Annotated in this window: 15 protein-coding genes and 2 pseudogenes; 9 read left to right on the top strand and 8 right to left on the bottom strand. The window is 64.3% G+C overall.

The features are described 5' to 3' along the window. Window positions 1-3: 3 nt before the first annotated feature. The 5 genes from AD72_RS20380 (at window position 4) to AD72_RS20365 (ending at window position 3,224) form a co-directional block, all read left to right on the top strand. Window positions 4-738 carry a PIG-L deacetylase family protein gene (locus tag AD72_RS20380; protein ID WP_031468129.1) on the top strand — a complete coding sequence of 245 codons (735 nt, stop codon included), beginning with the start codon at window positions 4-6 and terminating at the stop codon, window positions 736-738. Then, entirely contained in the window at window positions 735-1,325 is a 591-nt protein-coding gene (locus AD72_RS20375) for a methyltransferase domain-containing protein (RefSeq protein ID WP_156365294.1), read from the top strand. Before AD72_RS20380 ends, AD72_RS20375 begins: the two co-directional genes overlap by 4 nt. After that, window positions 1,322-2,077, top strand: coding sequence for a glycosyltransferase family 2 protein (locus AD72_RS35845; protein WP_082469062.1), 756 nt, complete (start codon window positions 1,322-1,324; stop codon window positions 2,075-2,077). The genes AD72_RS20375 and AD72_RS35845 overlap by 4 nt, the downstream gene beginning before the upstream one ends. Window positions 2,078-2,259: 182 nt before the next feature. Beyond that, the gene (locus AD72_RS20370) at window positions 2,260-2,805 is read left to right on the top strand and encodes an STAS domain-containing protein (RefSeq protein ID WP_082469061.1); all 546 of its coding nucleotides are present in this window, start codon (window positions 2,260-2,262) and stop codon (window positions 2,803-2,805) included. After that, on the top strand, window positions 2,805-3,224 hold the full coding sequence (locus AD72_RS20365; RefSeq protein WP_051898818.1) for a DUF6292 family protein: 420 nt from the start codon (window positions 2,805-2,807) through the stop codon (window positions 3,222-3,224). Before AD72_RS20370 ends, AD72_RS20365 begins: the two co-directional genes overlap by 1 nt. Before the next feature lie 35 nt (window positions 3,225-3,259). Here AD72_RS20365 and AD72_RS20360 read toward each other — a convergent pair whose 3' ends face one another. From AD72_RS20360 to AD72_RS20345, 4 genes are all read right to left on the bottom strand, one after another. Continuing rightward, a complete protein-coding gene (locus AD72_RS20360; protein WP_031468125.1) occupies window positions 3,260-4,105 on the bottom strand; it encodes a DMT family transporter in 846 nt (281 codons plus the stop codon). A 67-nt stretch (window positions 4,106-4,172) separates the two neighbouring features. After that, entirely contained in the window at window positions 4,173-5,414 is a 1,242-nt protein-coding gene (locus tag AD72_RS20355) for an AI-2E family transporter (RefSeq protein ID WP_037346691.1), read from the bottom strand. Between the two features lie 338 nt (window positions 5,415-5,752). Continuing rightward, a complete protein-coding gene (locus AD72_RS20350) occupies window positions 5,753-6,088 on the bottom strand; it encodes a DUF5313 family protein (RefSeq protein WP_156365293.1) in 336 nt (111 codons plus the stop codon). A gap of 97 nt (window positions 6,089-6,185) precedes the next feature. Then, complete coding sequence (locus AD72_RS20345; RefSeq protein ID WP_197285026.1) at window positions 6,186-7,259, bottom strand: FUSC family protein; 1,074 nt, start codon at window positions 7,257-7,259, stop codon at window positions 6,186-6,188. Between the two features lie 783 nt (window positions 7,260-8,042). Here AD72_RS20345 and AD72_RS20340 point away from each other — a divergent pair. Further along, a pseudogene (locus AD72_RS20340) lies at window positions 8,043-8,868 on the top strand (SDR family oxidoreductase). A 7-nt stretch (window positions 8,869-8,875) separates the two neighbouring features. Here the strand turns inward: AD72_RS20340 and AD72_RS20335 are convergent. Further along, window positions 8,876-9,613: an alpha/beta hydrolase fold domain-containing protein gene (locus tag AD72_RS20335; protein WP_231644910.1), complete on the bottom strand. Its 738-nt coding sequence runs from the start codon at window positions 9,611-9,613 to the stop codon at window positions 8,876-8,878. 841 nt (window positions 9,614-10,454) lie between these two features. Further along, window positions 10,455-10,667 (bottom strand): hypothetical protein, encoded by a 213-nt coding sequence (locus AD72_RS36715; protein WP_031468120.1) that lies wholly within the window; start codon window positions 10,665-10,667, stop codon window positions 10,455-10,457. Window positions 10,668-11,207: 540 nt separating this feature from the next. On the opposite strand from AD72_RS36715, the gene AD72_RS38215 reads away from it, so the two are divergent. Continuing rightward, entirely contained in the window at window positions 11,208-11,612 is a 405-nt protein-coding gene (locus AD72_RS38215; RefSeq protein WP_425480777.1) for a DUF6292 family protein, read from the top strand. Between the two features lie 584 nt (window positions 11,613-12,196). On the opposite strand, the pseudogene AD72_RS35835 reads toward AD72_RS38215, so the two are convergent. Further along, window positions 12,197-12,787, bottom strand: a pseudogene (locus AD72_RS35835) (NAD-dependent epimerase/dehydratase family protein); the annotation flags it as partial. Between the two features lie 734 nt (window positions 12,788-13,521). Between AD72_RS35835 and AD72_RS20325 the strand changes: the two are divergent. Beyond that, window positions 13,522-13,809: a hypothetical protein gene (locus tag AD72_RS20325; RefSeq protein ID WP_031468119.1), complete on the top strand. Its 288-nt coding sequence runs from the start codon at window positions 13,522-13,524 to the stop codon at window positions 13,807-13,809. 226 nt (window positions 13,810-14,035) lie between these two features. After that, window positions 14,036-14,614, top strand: a complete 579-nt coding sequence (locus AD72_RS20320) for a DNA polymerase ligase N-terminal domain-containing protein (protein WP_031468118.1) — start codon at window positions 14,036-14,038, stop codon at window positions 14,612-14,614. A 143-nt stretch (window positions 14,615-14,757) separates the two neighbouring features. On the opposite strand, the gene AD72_RS37655 is transcribed toward AD72_RS20320, so the two are convergent. Further along, window positions 14,758-15,015, bottom strand: a complete 258-nt coding sequence (locus tag AD72_RS37655) for a Prokaryotic metallothionein (protein WP_082469057.1) — start codon at window positions 15,013-15,015, stop codon at window positions 14,758-14,760. Window positions 15,016-15,072 lie beyond the last annotated feature (57 nt).

Here is a 15,072-nt window from a genome sequence, read left to right as displayed (position 1 = left end):
ACCGTGCCCGATCTGAGCGGCTCCGGCACCACAGAGACAGCCTGGCGCAGCTGGCCGGGGCTGTGCCCGCCTCGGTGGCCGATCGACACACCCGAACATGTCGTCCTCGCCGCTCCGCACCCGGACGACGAAGTGCTCGGTGCCGGAGGAACCTTGGCGCAGTGGGCGGGCCAGGGCAGTTCGATCACGATAGTCGCGGTCACCGACGGGGAACGATCCCATCCGGACAGCCGGACCTGGGCACGACACGCGCTCGGCCAGCACCGCCGCGTCGAGAGCAAAGCAGCCTGGTCACAACTCGGACTCGACGACTGCCACACCGTACGGCTGGCCTGCCGGGACGGCGCCGTCGCCGGAAACGAGCCACTGTTGTGCGGTGCCTTGAGCAAGCTGTGCACCCCACGAACCCTGTGCCTGTCGACCTGGCGGCACGACGGACACCCTGATCACGAGGCCACCGGCCGCGCGGCGCAGCGAGCGGCGGCCGAGAGCGGCGCACGGTATGCCGGCTACCCCATCTGGATGTGGCACTGGGCATCTCCAGCCGACCCGCGGGTGCCGTGGCGCCGAGCGAGGTCGGTAGCTCTCGATGCCACCGCCGTCGGGGCGAAACGGCGCGCCGCCGAGGAGTTCGTGACTCAGACCGAACCACTTTCCCCTGACCCCGCCGACCAGCCGGTACTGACCGAACACGTGCTCGCCCGCCTGTTGCGCGAATTCGAGGTGTTCTTCCTGTGAACGCCGACATGCACGGCTCGCGCGATGCCAAGTATTTCGCGGCGAAATACGACGAGAGCTCCGATCCGTGGGGACTGGCCGACAATTGGTACGAGCGACGTAAACACGCGAGCACAGTGGCGCTCCTACCCCACCGGATGTACCGCTCCTGCTTCGAACCAGGGTGTTCGATCGGATTGCTGTCGCAGGCATTGACCGGCCGCTGCCGTCGATTGCTGTGCTGGGACATCGACCGTCGAGCGGTTCAGACGACCGCTGCCCGCCTCAGGGGGAAACGTGGGGTGACGGCCGAAGTCGGCGCGGTCCCCGACCAATGGCCGAGTGAGAGGTTCGATCTGGTCGTTCTCAGCGAACTGGCCTACTATCTCTGCGCCGACGACCGGCTGGCGCTGTATACGGAGATCGCGGCCAGTCTGGAACCGGGCGGCCACCTTGTCGCGGTGCACTGGCGCCCGCGCAGCACCGAGCAGCGTTGTGACGGAGATACGGTACATGCCGAACTGCGCACCGGCGCAGAGTTCCGGTCACTTGGCGGTTATGCGGAGCGCGAATTTCTGATCGACCTGTACGAACGGGAACCCCGATGACCGCCGGTGTTCAGGCGATCGCCGTGATCGTCCCGGCCCACGACGAAGCAGCGAGCATCGAAGCGTGCGTCGATTCCGTCCTCGTCGCCGGGACCAGACTGCCGACCACGCTGGACTTCGCGGTGATCGTGGTGGCCGACACCTGTACCGACGAGACACCGTGGCGCGCGACCCGGGCCGGAGCTCATACGCACACGGTTCAGTGGCGCAACGTGGGACGCTCACGTGCCGCCGGGGCAGACGAGGCTCTTCGACATTTCGGAATCGCCGGACTCTGGATCGCTTGCACCGATGCCGATACTGTCGTCCCCCGGGATTGGCTGACGAGCCAGCTGCGGGCGGCAGTATGCGGCTGGGATGCGTTCGCCGGAACGGTGCGGCTCGCTGCCGGCCTGCGACACGCCTTCGACGCACGTTACCGGCCCCGGCAGGGACATCGACACGCACACGGCGCGAATCTCGGCGTACGTGCGGTCGCATACACGCGAGTAGGCGGATTTCCCCCCTTGGCAACCGGAGAGGACGCGGGCCTGTTAGCACGTCTGCGGGCACACCGGTTTCCTGTACTCGCCACTGCGGAGGCGCCCGTGCGCACCAGTGCCCGCTTGAATGGACGAGCACCGCGCGGGTTCGCCCACGATCTGCGGATGCTCAACGACACCACCGGATCGGTAAGCCAGCGGCGGTTCGAAGCAGGGGCCGACGGGCCCAGCGCTGGGGAACACCGAAGGGTTCCGGCGGCCAACAACTGAAGGTCGCCACCGGAATTCCGTAAAGGAGTTGCCTTTTCGGGCCGGGAGGGAATATATTTGTCGGACGGTTCAAACCACGTGCCGCATTCCGCGTTTCCTGATCCATTCAGCAGAACGCTGCGCCGTGGTCGGGGGCGGCGCATCTCTCTGTTGACATCCCGTCATGCCAGGAGTTGTATCGAATGACGCCCTCTTCGATCGGATATCCGAAATCGCAGCGGCACCACGAACACCACGGTTTGCTGGTGTGCGCCCACCCACGGCTGCACCTGTATCGCTTCTGTCCACGACGGGGTGTGGTGGTATGCCCCGCTCGGGGGGAGCTGGATCTGATCACCTCCCCACTGCTGGCACGCGAGTTGCACAGCATCGACGACAACGGCTCGTGCGTGCACACGGTGGTGGTCGACCTGTCCGAGACCACCTTCCTCGGCGCGTCAGGAGCCGAGGTTGTCCTGCATGCCGGTGAGCGAGCTAGGGCCAACCGCCGCGCACTCGCAGTGGTCAGCCGAACCACGGCAGTGCGGCGCACATTGGAGATCACCGGCGCCGACCAGGCACTGCATTGGTATGCCTCGGTGTCTGGCGCGGTCGACGCCACCCTGCGCAGTCGGCACCTGAGCGCCATCCGCGACCACTCCGGCCCAGATCGTGACCAGCTTACGACACCCGGTTACCCCGCGACGCCGCGTGAAGACCCCACTGACCAGGCATCGGGATCACGATAATGTACAACGAATCCGACATCGACTGGCTGGACTGGGCCCTGCGCACCTACGTGCACCGGGTAGCCGCTGGGTTCGGCCTCGGTCCGGGCGCCACCTGTTGTGAGGTCGCCGAACTGGCCAATGCCTACATCGCACTCGCCACCCCCGCACCACACCGGCCAGACCGCGAGGCCGCCCTGGTCTGGGACCAACGGTACGGATGGGCATTCGGTATCGAGACATACTCCGGCGAAGACCTGCTGATCCTCGCTTACCACACCGAAAAACTGCTGCCCGAACCAGACGCCGTCGTCACCTTTGTCAAATCCGTCCGCGCCGAACCCGAGAACTATCCCACCCCAGCCGACCCACCGCGGTTCGACACCACGACCGAAGAACTGACCAGCCAGCTTCTGACCTATCTCCCCGTGGTCGGCTAGCGCCACCGGCAGACCCCACGTCGGGCGCCCGGAACTCATCGGTCGACGGCCGTATGGCGCGCGAGACCGATCGCCGCGGATACCAAACACACGCCCGAAATCCCTTCGAACACCAGCGCCGCCCCCGAGACCCGCATCGTCTCGTTCAACGCGACCACACCGCCACAGGTGGCCACGAGCGGATCGAGCACCGTCAGTGGCGGCAGCGAGGCCGCCAGAGGCCCTGCACGAAACCCTGCCTGTTCTACGATCACCGAGGCCAGTGCCATGGCCAGCAACATCCAGACCGGCCAGTCCATCAGGACCGGTAGCGGTCCGTCCCTGATCTGGAGCAAACAGTACTTTCCCAGCACACTCACGATACCGAAGCCCAAACCCGTGCTGGCGCCGAGCAGAGCCGCACGATACCGGGACAGTGTTCCGTTCGCCAGCACGACCAGCACCGCGGCCAGCCCCAGCGTCGTCAAGGCGCTCAGGAGCAGAGTCGTCCGGCTGATCTGGCCAGGCGAGCCGGATTGTGGGCTGGCGGCCAGCAAAAAGGCCGTCAAGCCCGCGAGCAGGATCCCTGCCCACACCACCTCGGCCCGGTCCGGCCGACGCCGCTGCAAGAACCCATTGGCCGAGAGCGCGAAAACGAGCTCCGTGGTCAGTATCGGCTGCACGATGGTCACCGGCCCCATCGCGAGCGCGAACGCCTGCAGCGCCACCGCGACGAGCCCTGCCGCGGAACCCGCCAGCCACACCGGGCGGGTAGCCACCCGCACCCACCAATGGGCCTTGGCATCGGTGTGGGTTCCCGTTACCCCGTGATGCTGGAAGCTGGTATTGACCGCGAACCCGACCGCCGCGCCCAGTGCCGCTCCCACCGCTGTCCACTGCATCCTCGGCGCACCTTCGGCACGTGTCTCAGGTATCCCGTACGGCAATCGCCGGCTTCGTGCTCGGCGGTCATCTCGTATCAGGCCGCTGTCCGATACGAGCAGACCCCTTGCCACCTCGTCGCGATCGACGGCGGCCGCCTCGGACGAAGCGCATGAAGCACCGCGCCACTCTTCCCGCACCTGCCGGCTGCTGGGACATGCTTTCCGGCACTCGGCCCTTCAGGCGACGTGTGCCGGAAACGAGCACGGTCAGCAGCGGCACCGCGAACAAGGCACCCGGGACTCCAGCGGTGACTGCTCCGACCGTAATGGCCAGAACGATAGCCAAGGGGTGCAGGTGCAACGTGTGGCCGAGCAACAGTGGCTGCAGCACATTTCCTTCCAGCTGCATGACGACTACGACCACGACCAGCATGATCAGCGCCGCTCCGAGCCCATTGGTGACAAGAGTGACCAATACCGCGACCGCACCAGCCAGCACCGTGCCCGCGATCGGGACGAACGCGCCGAGAAAGACCAACGCCGCCAGCGGCAACGCCAATGGTATCCCGAGAATCAACAACCCGATCCCGATCCCGAGCGCGTCGCCCGCCGCCACAAGTATCGTCGCGCGCACATAGTACGTCAGCGCGGAGAAACCAGCATGCCCCGCGGTCTCTATCCGAACCCGGTCGCGCGCCGGCGCCGCCCGAACCACAAAATGCCATATCGAGGCGCCCTCGTACAAGAAAAATATCAGCGTGAAAATCGCCAACGCGATCGCAGTCAGGCTCTCGGCCAGCGTGCTGAGTGCCCCGGAGAGTAAACCGGCCTGATGAGCTCTCGCCATGGCGATCGCTCGATCGAACAGATCCTGCAGCGTATGCGGTGACAACCGCAGCGGCCCGGCCGCCAGCCATCCATTGATCTGCTGGACACTGTCACCTAGCTTGCCCTGCAGATCAGGAAGCCCAGTCAGCAGTGCATTGATCACCGCGCTGAGCACACCACCGATGATCGCGAGCCCTCCGATCACCGCCAATGCCACAGCGACCGCACGAGGCAGCCCCCATCGCACCAGCCGGGTCACGACCGGATGCAGCAGCGCCGCCAATAACAATGCGACAGCGACCGGGATCACCACCACGGCCAGATAAGCGATCAAATAGCCCAGAACCGCCAGCGCGGCAAAACATACGAGTCCCCTCCAGGCGAACGCCGCGCTCAGTCGCCAGCCAAGCGGCAGCCGATCACCGACCGGATTCGATCCAGGACCGGGGTCCAGCGACTTCTCAGCAGTATCCGGACCGGTACCGTCGTCTCCCTGCACGGGGCCAGCGTGATCAGCCATCATCCAGCGGTATCGTCGCAACCATCCCCGTGGCCGTCCGCGGTGTCTTAGTGGCCCGCGATCCGCCGTGCCTCCCCTCACGATGGCGGTCAAACCGTCCCGTGACACGCATTCCACGCGAATACTCGGTATCGCTTAGCTCCATGGCTTATCGAAGTACCCGGATTTCATCGACCGAATCGCACCATGCGTGGATTCACGTATCGATTACCACGGCGAAACCACGTGCACCATCAGTACGCCTGCGGTGAGTCAGGGCGACTCAGTCGCGCCCGAGCAACAGGGCCAGCCACGAGGGGGAGCCCGAGACTCTGTCTCTACTCGGACGAACCGGACATCGATTCCGGCGGCAAGCCATGCTTGACCAGCCGAGCCTTGTTCAGTTCCCGCGCCATACCCGCAGTCAGGAACGCGCTCATCAGCAGGCCGGCTGCCAGGACCGCGCCGATCATCCACCACGGCACCGGAGTCAGCCACCCCAGCAGCAGCACAGCGACCAACACCACCGGTGCCGCCTGCACCAGCACCCGCAACAGATGCCGCCTCAGCCAGTGAGGACCGGCCGCGTCCTGACGCACCCACTCGCGGTAATCATCGGGAAGCCGACCACCGAAGGCATACCAGCACCACCGCAGCGGACCAGGACGAGACATAGCCATGACAGTGGGCTACCCAGGCCGCCGTATCCCTACTCTCCTTCGGCGCGGCCGCACGCACAGCGAGCGTCTCGGACCGGTTCGAGTGGGAAAACTATTCACCCCTGCTGAGCGCTTCGAACGATCGCGCGACCTTGGCGATTTCCTCGGTCAGTCGGTGCGCGTCGATGCGCAGGGCGGTCAAGGTCGGCCAGCTCCCTTGTTGCTCGGCGGTCAGCTCGGGCAGCTGGTGACACGACCGCCAGGCCTGCGATACCACCATGTCGAGCGAGCGCAACGTGTGCTTGTTGCCGTGTGCGGGTAGCTGGCTCAGGATTCGCACGGCTTTGGTGATGTCGTCGAGGAATCCCGCATATAGCAGCAGGAAGTGTTCGGCTGTGTCGCCGCTCGGGTACTCGCCGGTGTTGATGCTGGCCAGCCCGTGGGTAATGGTGACGCACTGTCCCACTGCACGGTCGAGTGTCTCCACGATCGTCCGGTATCTGTCCAAGGAACTGCTCTGGCGCATCAGCAGCCGCCGCGGATTGATCCGCATCGTTTGCGCTGAGTCGGCGATAGTTTGCTGGGCTTGCGCGAGGCTCTCCGGGATCGCTTCGCACCGGTCTCGCCAGAAATCGGTGGTGCGCTGTGTAGGGATTCCGGTACGCAAGGACGTGCTGATCTCGGAGAGCAACGTGGCCAGCAACGCACCCCCGAAATGCACGCTGCTGGCGACGTGCCGGTAGCGCAGCGGTGGGGCGATCACGAAATTGACTACCAGTCCTAGCGCGCACCCTAGTGCTACCAGCGCGGCCAACCAGCCCAGCCGCACGAGCCCTTGCTGCCAGTTCGTTGCCCCGGCGAGCGCGGCGTAGGCGAATGCGGCCGCGACCGAGACCTGCACGCCCTGGCCGCCGAACTCACGGATTCGGCTCAGCGCCAGCGCGAGGAACATCAGCAGAACAAATGCGGGAAGGTTCGGCCCGATCGGCAGTTCGACCAGTCCGGCGAGGGTGACTCCGACCAGCACGGCTGCGGCGTAGCGCAATGACTGGTCGATCGACTGCACTACGGTGGCGCGCACGGTCAACAGCGCCGAAAACGGCGCGAAGGTGGCCGAGGGCAAACCCAGTACGACGGCGGCGATCCCCCAGGCCGCGGACGCCGCGACCACTGCCTTGAGGAGCAACAGAAGGCGATCGCGTTCGACCCCGGGTGCGGCGAGTCCACGTCCGATACTACGAACGGACCGGGCGATCCTGGCCGGCACACGCTGCGTGCGATCGCCGGTGGCCGACCCGTCAACTTCTGGCGGAACCTCGGAGTAACGACGCAGTTCGCCTCGCTGACGGCCTCGGCGTGCGGTATGCGGAGCCGCCATGATCTCAAGCCTCCCCGGTTACCGGCAACGGTGCCACGTGGATGACCGGGGAGTCGCCGGGGCGCGACAACGCTGCCACATCGGCGCGGCTCGCCAGGGTGTAACCGCGAGGGCGGGAAACCTCTCTGCAGGTTCCCAGCACCCGGTGTCCACGGGACCGCACCGTGTTGACCGGTATACCGAGCCGGGCGATGCAGAGTCCGGGACGGCGCTCCGGTTGTTCGGCGGGAAGTCCCCGCAGGCGGCGGCTGAGGCCAGACTGACGGGACTGACGGCGGTCGGTCGTGCCGCTAGTGTCACCACAGATCACAGTGATCACCATTGTTCTGTCTTACCCTCGGGAGCGCGGATCTATTCGCCGGTGCAGCGTTGTTCGTGGACAGTTCCCCGCACCTGTGCCAGTGACGAGCAGCGGATACGCGGGCCCCGCGATACGGATGACCGGTGCTCGTTCTGCCGCACTTCGTTGACGCCGCGTTGGGCCGAGCTGAGCCCAGACCGGTGGGTTCAATTCATCGGGATGTGGCCGGGCGGAGAGGTTTCGTGGGACCGGTTCGCGGAAATCTCCTCGCCAGAAGGCAGGGAGGTACGATGAGCAACGAGGAAATTCCGGCGCAGCAGCAATCGCCACCGGGCACCACACCGGAGATGCAGCCACGACCACGGGATCATGCGTAGCTACCACGGTCGCAAGCTGTTGAAGGACCGCAGAGCTCTGGTCACTGGGGAAATTCCGGAATCGGCCGCGCGGTCGCTGTCGCGTTCGCGAAGGAGGGCGCGCACGTGGCGTTCAGCTACCTCTGCGAGCACGAGGACGCGCAAACCACGGCCGAGGAGGTCGAATCCCACGGTGTTCGATGCGTTCCGATCGCGGGCGATATGGGCGAGCGCGCTCACTGCGCCGAGGTAGTGCTGCAGAGCGTGGACGTACTCGGGGGCGTGGACGTGTTGGTCAACAACGTCGCCACCCAGACGCCCCTACCCTCGTTCGAAGAGCTGAGCGACGAGCAGTGGCTGCACACCTTCGACGTCAACGTGCACAGTTTCTTCCGTACCACGAAGGTGGGGATCCTCGGTTATCAACACGGCATCGGTCAATGGTCTGCGCGGTAACAAGTCGCTGATCGACTACTCGGCCACCAAGGGTGCGGTGATCTCGCTGACGTACTCGCTGGCGCAGGCGTTCGCATCCCGCGGTATCCGAGTGAGCGCGGTCGCACCCGGCCCAGTGTGGACACCGTTGAGCCCGGCAACATTCGACGAACAGAAGGTCGAGGGCTTCGGCGACGACGTGCCGCTTGGACGGGCAGCGGATCCGGACGAGCTCGCGCCCTCCTGTGTGTTCCTCGCAGCCAATGAGCACTCGTCGTACTACACCGGCGAAGTACTGCACGCACTTGGCGGGGAGATCGCCTGACCGATCGTTACCGCGGTGAGCCGAGAATCGTGTCCGCGATCCTACTCATCGGCGATTCAGCCTCAGGAATCGGCTGCATCAGCCAATTATGGAACATGCCGCGCTGTTCGAAATAGTCGACATCGATTCCGTCCCGTTGCGCAGCGGCGATCAGCCTTCGCGCCTCCGGCAACAATATGTCCCGGGTACCGATGAACACGCTCATCGGCGCAAGCCCCGGCAGGTGTGCATACTCTGGGCTTATCTCGGGATCGGTGCGGTCACCGTTGCCCGTATACAGCCGACCAGCTTCACGAAGCCCTGCTACTGCCAGCAACGGGTCGGACGGTTCGATTCGCTCTGAGAGCGGGTCTGGCAAAGTGATATCTAACCAAGGCGAGAACAACAACAACCGTTGCGGTTGAGGGCCACCGGTAGCGCGGAGTCGCTGCGCTACAGCGAGCGCGAGCGCAGCACCGGCGGAGTCGCCAGCGAGAAACACCTTCCGGGGCGCGTAGGTTCGAAGGACGGCGTGGTAAGAACGCTCGACCATCGGAAGTATCGTTGAACTTTCGTAGCGCGGCGCAAGCGGGTAGATGGGAAGCGTTACCCAACAACCGTGCTCATGTGCCAATCGTGCGGCGAAACGCCAATGATGCGGCTCGATTTCCTCGACGTATGCGCCTCCGTGCAGGTGCACGATATGGGGACCGTGCCGGTTATCATCTGGCCGGACGGTGTACGCCAGGAATCCGTCTACGCCCATGACTTCCACTATGCAGTGACGCAGCAACCGTCGCGGCGGCCGAGCCTTTTCGGGTCGCTGATGTGACGGTAGTGTCCGATGCATCGTAGCTACATCCGAGTAAAACCTCTTCGCCCGGGTCAACCGTAGCCAGGCGAGCAATACCTGTGCCCGTGCACTGTTCCGCGAACAGTCTCTGGCCATAACGGTCACACTTCCACGCCAGGCGTCGCGCAGTGAGAAATGAGTTCGTGATCAGAACCTGGGCGGACTTCCTGGAAGACGGCGTGTCCTTGGATGAGGCCACACAGCCGGATTCGGGAGCCTTCGGCATGCCCATGGTCCTTGATCAAGCGGGAGGCGGCGAATGTACCAGCGCACCCGGGAGAGGTCGGCAGTCGACGATGAACGTGAGGTTGTCCTTGCGATTCACCGCTCAGCGTGCCCCAGGACCAGCCACACCGTTCCGCCGTGTCGCTCGCGGTCATCACACACCTCCGGCCATTTGCTTGTCAGTGCTGACGGCAGGAAATCGGCGAATTCGCATTTACCCGCATGGACGCGCACAGTGAGAAAGGTCGTCAGCGCGATATTCCACGGAATACTAACCACCACTGCCGTCAGTCTCCGGTCCCTTCCGTAGTGTCCAGTCCCTTCCGTGACTACCCCACACAGCCCCACCAAAAACGTCGACACAGTCGAAATTGGGTGTATCCACCAGGCCGCGTCCGCCACCGAAGTGCTCCGTATGCTGATGGGCGCGATAGTCGTATTGGATAGCACCCATGGCGGCTCCAGCGTTTACCGTGCCGTCCTACGGGCATGAGTGCACCGAGGCCGATGCGGGCAGATCGTCCGCAAATCAAGGCCCCGCCAGGAAGGAGAAACCATCATGCCCGACCCGAACAACCCCGGTCAATTCGGTAATCGCAATGACACCGAAGAGCAGGCTGCGCAAGGTGGTCAGAAAAGCCCTGGCCAATTCGGGGCTAATGAAGGCGCCGACCCGCAGGAAGCCGGGAGGCAGGGCGCCCAAGCTCAGTCTCGCGAAGCCAAAGCTGAAGGCGGACGTCACAGCGGGAACGGAAGCGAGTAGCCCCGACAAACCCTGGCGTTGATACGGCAGCAGAGTCGAGCCGCCTAGCAGGCTCGACTCTCCTGCTGGGCCTGCTCCCCTATGGCTCACCACTTGGGGACGCGCCCGAACGAGAAGCCGGATGAACATTCCTCTGGACTCTGAACCCATGCGGATTTCCTGCACGGTTGCGGTCGGCTGGACCGGGTACACCGAACTTGGGACGGTTGAACCGGATCTGCCGACTTCCTGTGGCGGCGTGCAGCATTACGGATGAATGTGTGCGAGTGCGCCGCCAATCAGCCCGAGGGGCCGGTACCGTTTATGGTGAGCAGGGCCCGTTCCGTTGCCGAGCACGGGTCATGCGACGGCAAGCCTGGACCTGCTACTACGCGTGGATGAGTGCGACCGAGGGCCGCATCGTGATGACGGCGCAGCGGGGGTCGGGCGAGATCGTCACCGGTTGCAGAAGCACGCACCTTGATCTCGACACACTCCACCGTCGCGTTGATTCGCCACCAGGAGGGAGATGAGCTGATCATGGCCCGGTACCTCACCAACGAGGACGCACCCACCTCCGCCTTGGAACCGGCGCTGCACGGCTATATCGCTCGGATCGCCACCGAACTCGGCGTCGGTGCGGAAGCGACTTTGTGCGAGCTCAGTGATCGGGCCAGCGCATATATCGCTTTGTCCGAACGCTGCTCTGCCTATCCAGACCAAGATCTCGCGCTACTATGGGACCAACAATGCGGCTGGTCCTTAGCGACTGAACCACATCCCGGCGGTGCCCTGAACGTACTGGCGTACCACGGGCACAGTCTTGTGCCAGAGCCTGGCGAACTAGTCACCTTCGTATATCCACTCAGCTCCAGGAAGCGGCCCGGCCAGGGCCAGCGCCAGTTGCTCCTCACTTCGCCGACACCGAACTCGCCGCCGGGCTGAACCCGTACGCTGGTGACGAATAAGCCCTGCAGGGCGAGGCGAGCCGGAAACCGTCGGATAGCGGATGAAGCCGCGTTGGGTGATTCCGCTGCCAGTACTTCAGGGTTGCAACTGAGAGAAGGAACCTGACTACGGGATCCACCACAGGCGCAGCTCGAGTGGCTCGGGCGACCCCACCTGGAACAGCACCGTGGTGAAAAGCTTCTTCCGCGCAGTCGAACTCGACCTCAACGGGATCACCATGCCACCTGACGCATCGGAGACCTGCTCGGTGGTCGATAATCTACCCGACTGTCAGGCGGATTCACCGAGGGGCCGCAACGGTGTGCTGTCCTCGCCGGCACCCAGTGCCGAGGCACGCGCAAACTCGGTGATCGTGTCCTCCGTATCGTGCGCTGGGGACCAACCGAGCTCAGTCTGTGCTTTCCCAGTCGCCAGCGATGGGGACCGGTGAGCGCGAGCGACCCAGGCTGTGTCGACAGATCGCTGACCGTACAAATATGGAGTCCGCAGCAGCGCGCGGCAGGCAGCCAATGGCAGAGGTACTCGCACCAGCCCGAATAGGGCAGCCAGGCGTTCCGCCGTCACTGGGGCTGTGCGGCCAAGTTGTAGGTGCCTTCTGGCTTTGAATCGAGCATCAGCCGGATTGCGTCCGCGACGTCCTCTGCATGCACGACCTGCATCGCAAAGCCCGGCGGAAGTGGTAATAATGTGCGAGCAACCCCGGTTCGTGCCAATGCTGCTGGCCCCAGACCGCGCCGCCAGAGTTGGCTGGCTGCGGGTTGTTGCAGTACCAGAGCGGGACGTATACGCGCCACCGACATCTGCGGATACCGTTTTCCTGTCTCGTCGAGTGCGTCCTCGGCGGCGATCTTACGGACACCTTGTGTATCTGTGCCTGCAGCTCGTGGCCGGTTCTCATCAGCCCAAGTGCCGATATCGTCTGGCTGATACACCGCATAGGAGGATGCATGGATCAAATACCGAATTCCGGCTTGTCCGGCTGCCTCGAACACGCGGCGGCTTCCGGCCAGGTTCACTGAATGCGCGCGTGCCGACTGTGAATGCGCAGACCAGGCAAGATGCACCACCGCATCGCAGTCTTTGAAGTACTCTCGAAGGACCGGAAGCACACGTGGTGAGCCGAGATCTACAGAGCACCATTCAGCCCTGTCATCACGCCGAAACGACCCGGTCGCCTCCGAGCCAACCCCAGAATCTCAGGTCCGGCTGTGCCAAGGTAGCGGCGCAGCAGTGCCGTGCCGATGTTCCCCGTTGCCCCTGTCACCGCGATACGCATGACTTTCGCATACCCCTGCCCCGTCCCGAGAAACTCGGCCATACGGGAATGCATGCACTCGACCAGCCCTGAACTCGGTGATCCTTGAACGCCGCGAGCAGCCGCCGCGAAATCCTAACCTGCAGCCTTCCCTCGGTCTCCGAACTGGCCAAGCCGTACTCCACGACACCGCCTTCCCGGTACAGATTCCCCTGCTGTGATCGGCGGGCTCCAGGATGGGCGAGTGGCCAGCCGCATTCCGGGTAGTACTCGGATATCCCAACTTGAGAGGAGCACAGAATGACCACCCTCGGGCCAGCAACCGTGCGGGTAAACCGCACAACGCCACCATTGCCGTGCGCGGAGTGCGGCCGGTCTCAAGCCCATATCGCTCACCTGGTGGGAGACGACGGATTACCGCTCGGCGCCACCGTACTCTGCCGTTCCTGTCATGGCCCCGAAAAGCCTCGGCCGAGTTTCTTCGGTGCCCCCGACACAGGAATGCGGAGCTTCCCGGCCTGATCGTCCCCCAGCGGACTCGTCATCATCACGCCCGGCCCGCATAATCGCGCCTGCTCCGGGTATCACTTCGTACACCCTTGAATCGGCACCGGCAAAGGAGTTCAACGTATGAGTGAGTTGTCCGCCAACGAACGCCGCCACCTTAGCGAGATCGAAGAACAGCTCACCGAACAGCTCACCAGGCGGCAGTTGTCGCGCTTCACGAGTACCAATGGTTGTCGCCGCGTTCAGTGTCACCCGGTCGCTTTCGCCGTGGCGCTGGTCATCGGAGTCAGCGGACCACCTACGACCGTACTGCTGGGAACACTGGTGAGCGCCAATATCGGTATGGCCGCCGCCATAGCCTTGGCGGCGCTGTTGACCGTCGTTATGCTGGCCGGCGCTGACTGGGCGTGACCAATGCGCGAGGACGGCGAAACAACGGACGCTGCCCGCCATGGACCGATCGCTGAGCGCCGACTGGTGTGTACCGGACCTCGAACACCAGCGGCGGTTTTGCGCGGATGGCGAACCGCCCGGCGCCAGGCTTGTGTTCACGGATACCGCTAGACATCGTCTACACGCAGTTTCCTCACCGACGTGCGGGGTAGCCTACGTGTACCGACGCCACGAGGTGGTATGCGTGACCAAGAAAACCGGCAACAGCCAGCTCACCGATTACCATGGCAAACGCGACTTCACCCGTACCGCCGAACCCATCAGCGGAACGTCGTCACCGGACGGATGCCTGTTCGTGGTGCAACGCCACCGCGCCCGGCGGCTGCACTACGATCTGCGCCTGGAGCTCGAGGGTGTGCTCGTGAGCTGGGCGGTGCCCAAGGGGCCGACACTCGACCCCGAGGTGCGCAGACTCGCGATCCATGTCGAAGACCACCCGCTCGACTATGCCTGGTTCGAGGGGGTCATTCCGGCCGGAGAATACGGTGGCGGAGACGTGATCGTCTGGGATAGGGGCGACTGGGTACTCGCCCGGGAACGCGCGAGTGACGCCAAGACCGCCATACAACGCGGCAACCTGCACTTCGATCTGTACGGGGAGAAGCTCGCCGGCCGGTTCGTACTCGCACACCGCAGCGGCGATCAGTGGTTGCTGCTGCACAAACACGACCAGTGGGCGGTGTCTCCATGGGATCCAGAGGCCCACCCGTTTTCAGTCCTCAGCGGACGGAATAACGAGCAGGTCGCCGCGGCACCCGAGTAGTACCAGTAGTGCGGCGACCTTCTCCCAGAGCGGACCAGCCTGGCGATAACACTAGAGCACGCTCCAGAACGAGGATCTGGCGCCAGCGACGAGGAACTCACCACACTCACTGACGGGACAGCGTGGCCACGCGAACGCCCGGACTACGCGCCGCCACCCACCGAGTCCGCGGCCTTCTCGCCCTGCGGAGTGGGGGCCCGGCGCGCGCAATGGGCACAGCAGAAAAACCGTCCCTCGACCTGCACCCCGTGCCCGATCACCCGGCACGAGCAGTGTTCACAGATCGGAGCAAGCAGGTGCACTGCGCACTCGAATGAGTCGAAGACATAACGGCCACCTCCTTGCGTACGAACTTCGAACGTCAGAGCGTAATCGTTTCCACATACCTCGCACTCGGACATATCTCGTTCCTCCAGCCGTTTTCAGTGACCGCTCCACGCACTAGCTGTTGCGGGACA

Origin of the sequence: Sciscionella sediminilitoris (assembly GCF_000737195.2) — a bacterium.
GTDB lineage: Bacteria > Actinomycetota > Actinomycetes > Mycobacteriales > Pseudonocardiaceae > Sciscionella > Sciscionella sediminilitoris.
The sequence above is the reverse complement of the archived record's forward strand: the minus strand, read 5'-3'. Positions and strand labels throughout refer to the sequence as shown.

What these genes read in the sequence shown, in the direction of transcription:
- AD72_RS35845 (WP_082469062.1), top strand. Translation starts at nt 1,322, where the DNA reads ATGACCGCCGGTGTTCAGGCGATCGCCGTGATCGTCCCGGCCCACGAC.
- AD72_RS20370 (WP_082469061.1), top strand. Translation starts at nt 2,260, where the DNA reads ATGACGCCCTCTTCGATCGGATATCCGAAATCGCAGCGGCACCACGAA.
- AD72_RS20365 (WP_051898818.1), top strand. Translation starts at nt 2,805, where the DNA reads ATGTACAACGAATCCGACATCGACTGGCTGGACTGGGCCCTGCGCACC.
- AD72_RS20360 (WP_031468125.1), bottom strand. Translation starts at nt 4,105, where the DNA reads ATGCAGTGGACAGCGGTGGGAGCGGCACTGGGCGCGGCGGTCGGGTTC.
- AD72_RS20350 (WP_156365293.1), bottom strand. Translation starts at nt 6,088, where the DNA reads ATGTCTCGTCCTGGTCCGCTGCGGTGGTGCTGGTATGCCTTCGGTGGT.
- AD72_RS20335 (WP_231644910.1), bottom strand. Translation starts at nt 9,613, where the DNA reads ATGGGCGTAGACGGATTCCTGGCGTACACCGTCCGGCCAGATGATAAC.
- AD72_RS38215 (WP_425480777.1), top strand. Translation starts at nt 11,208, where the DNA reads ATGGCCCGGTACCTCACCAACGAGGACGCACCCACCTCCGCCTTGGAA.
- AD72_RS20325 (WP_031468119.1), top strand. Translation starts at nt 13,522, where the DNA reads ATGAGTGAGTTGTCCGCCAACGAACGCCGCCACCTTAGCGAGATCGAA.
- AD72_RS37655 (WP_082469057.1), bottom strand. Translation starts at nt 15,015, where the DNA reads ATGTCCGAGTGCGAGGTATGTGGAAACGATTACGCTCTGACGTTCGAA.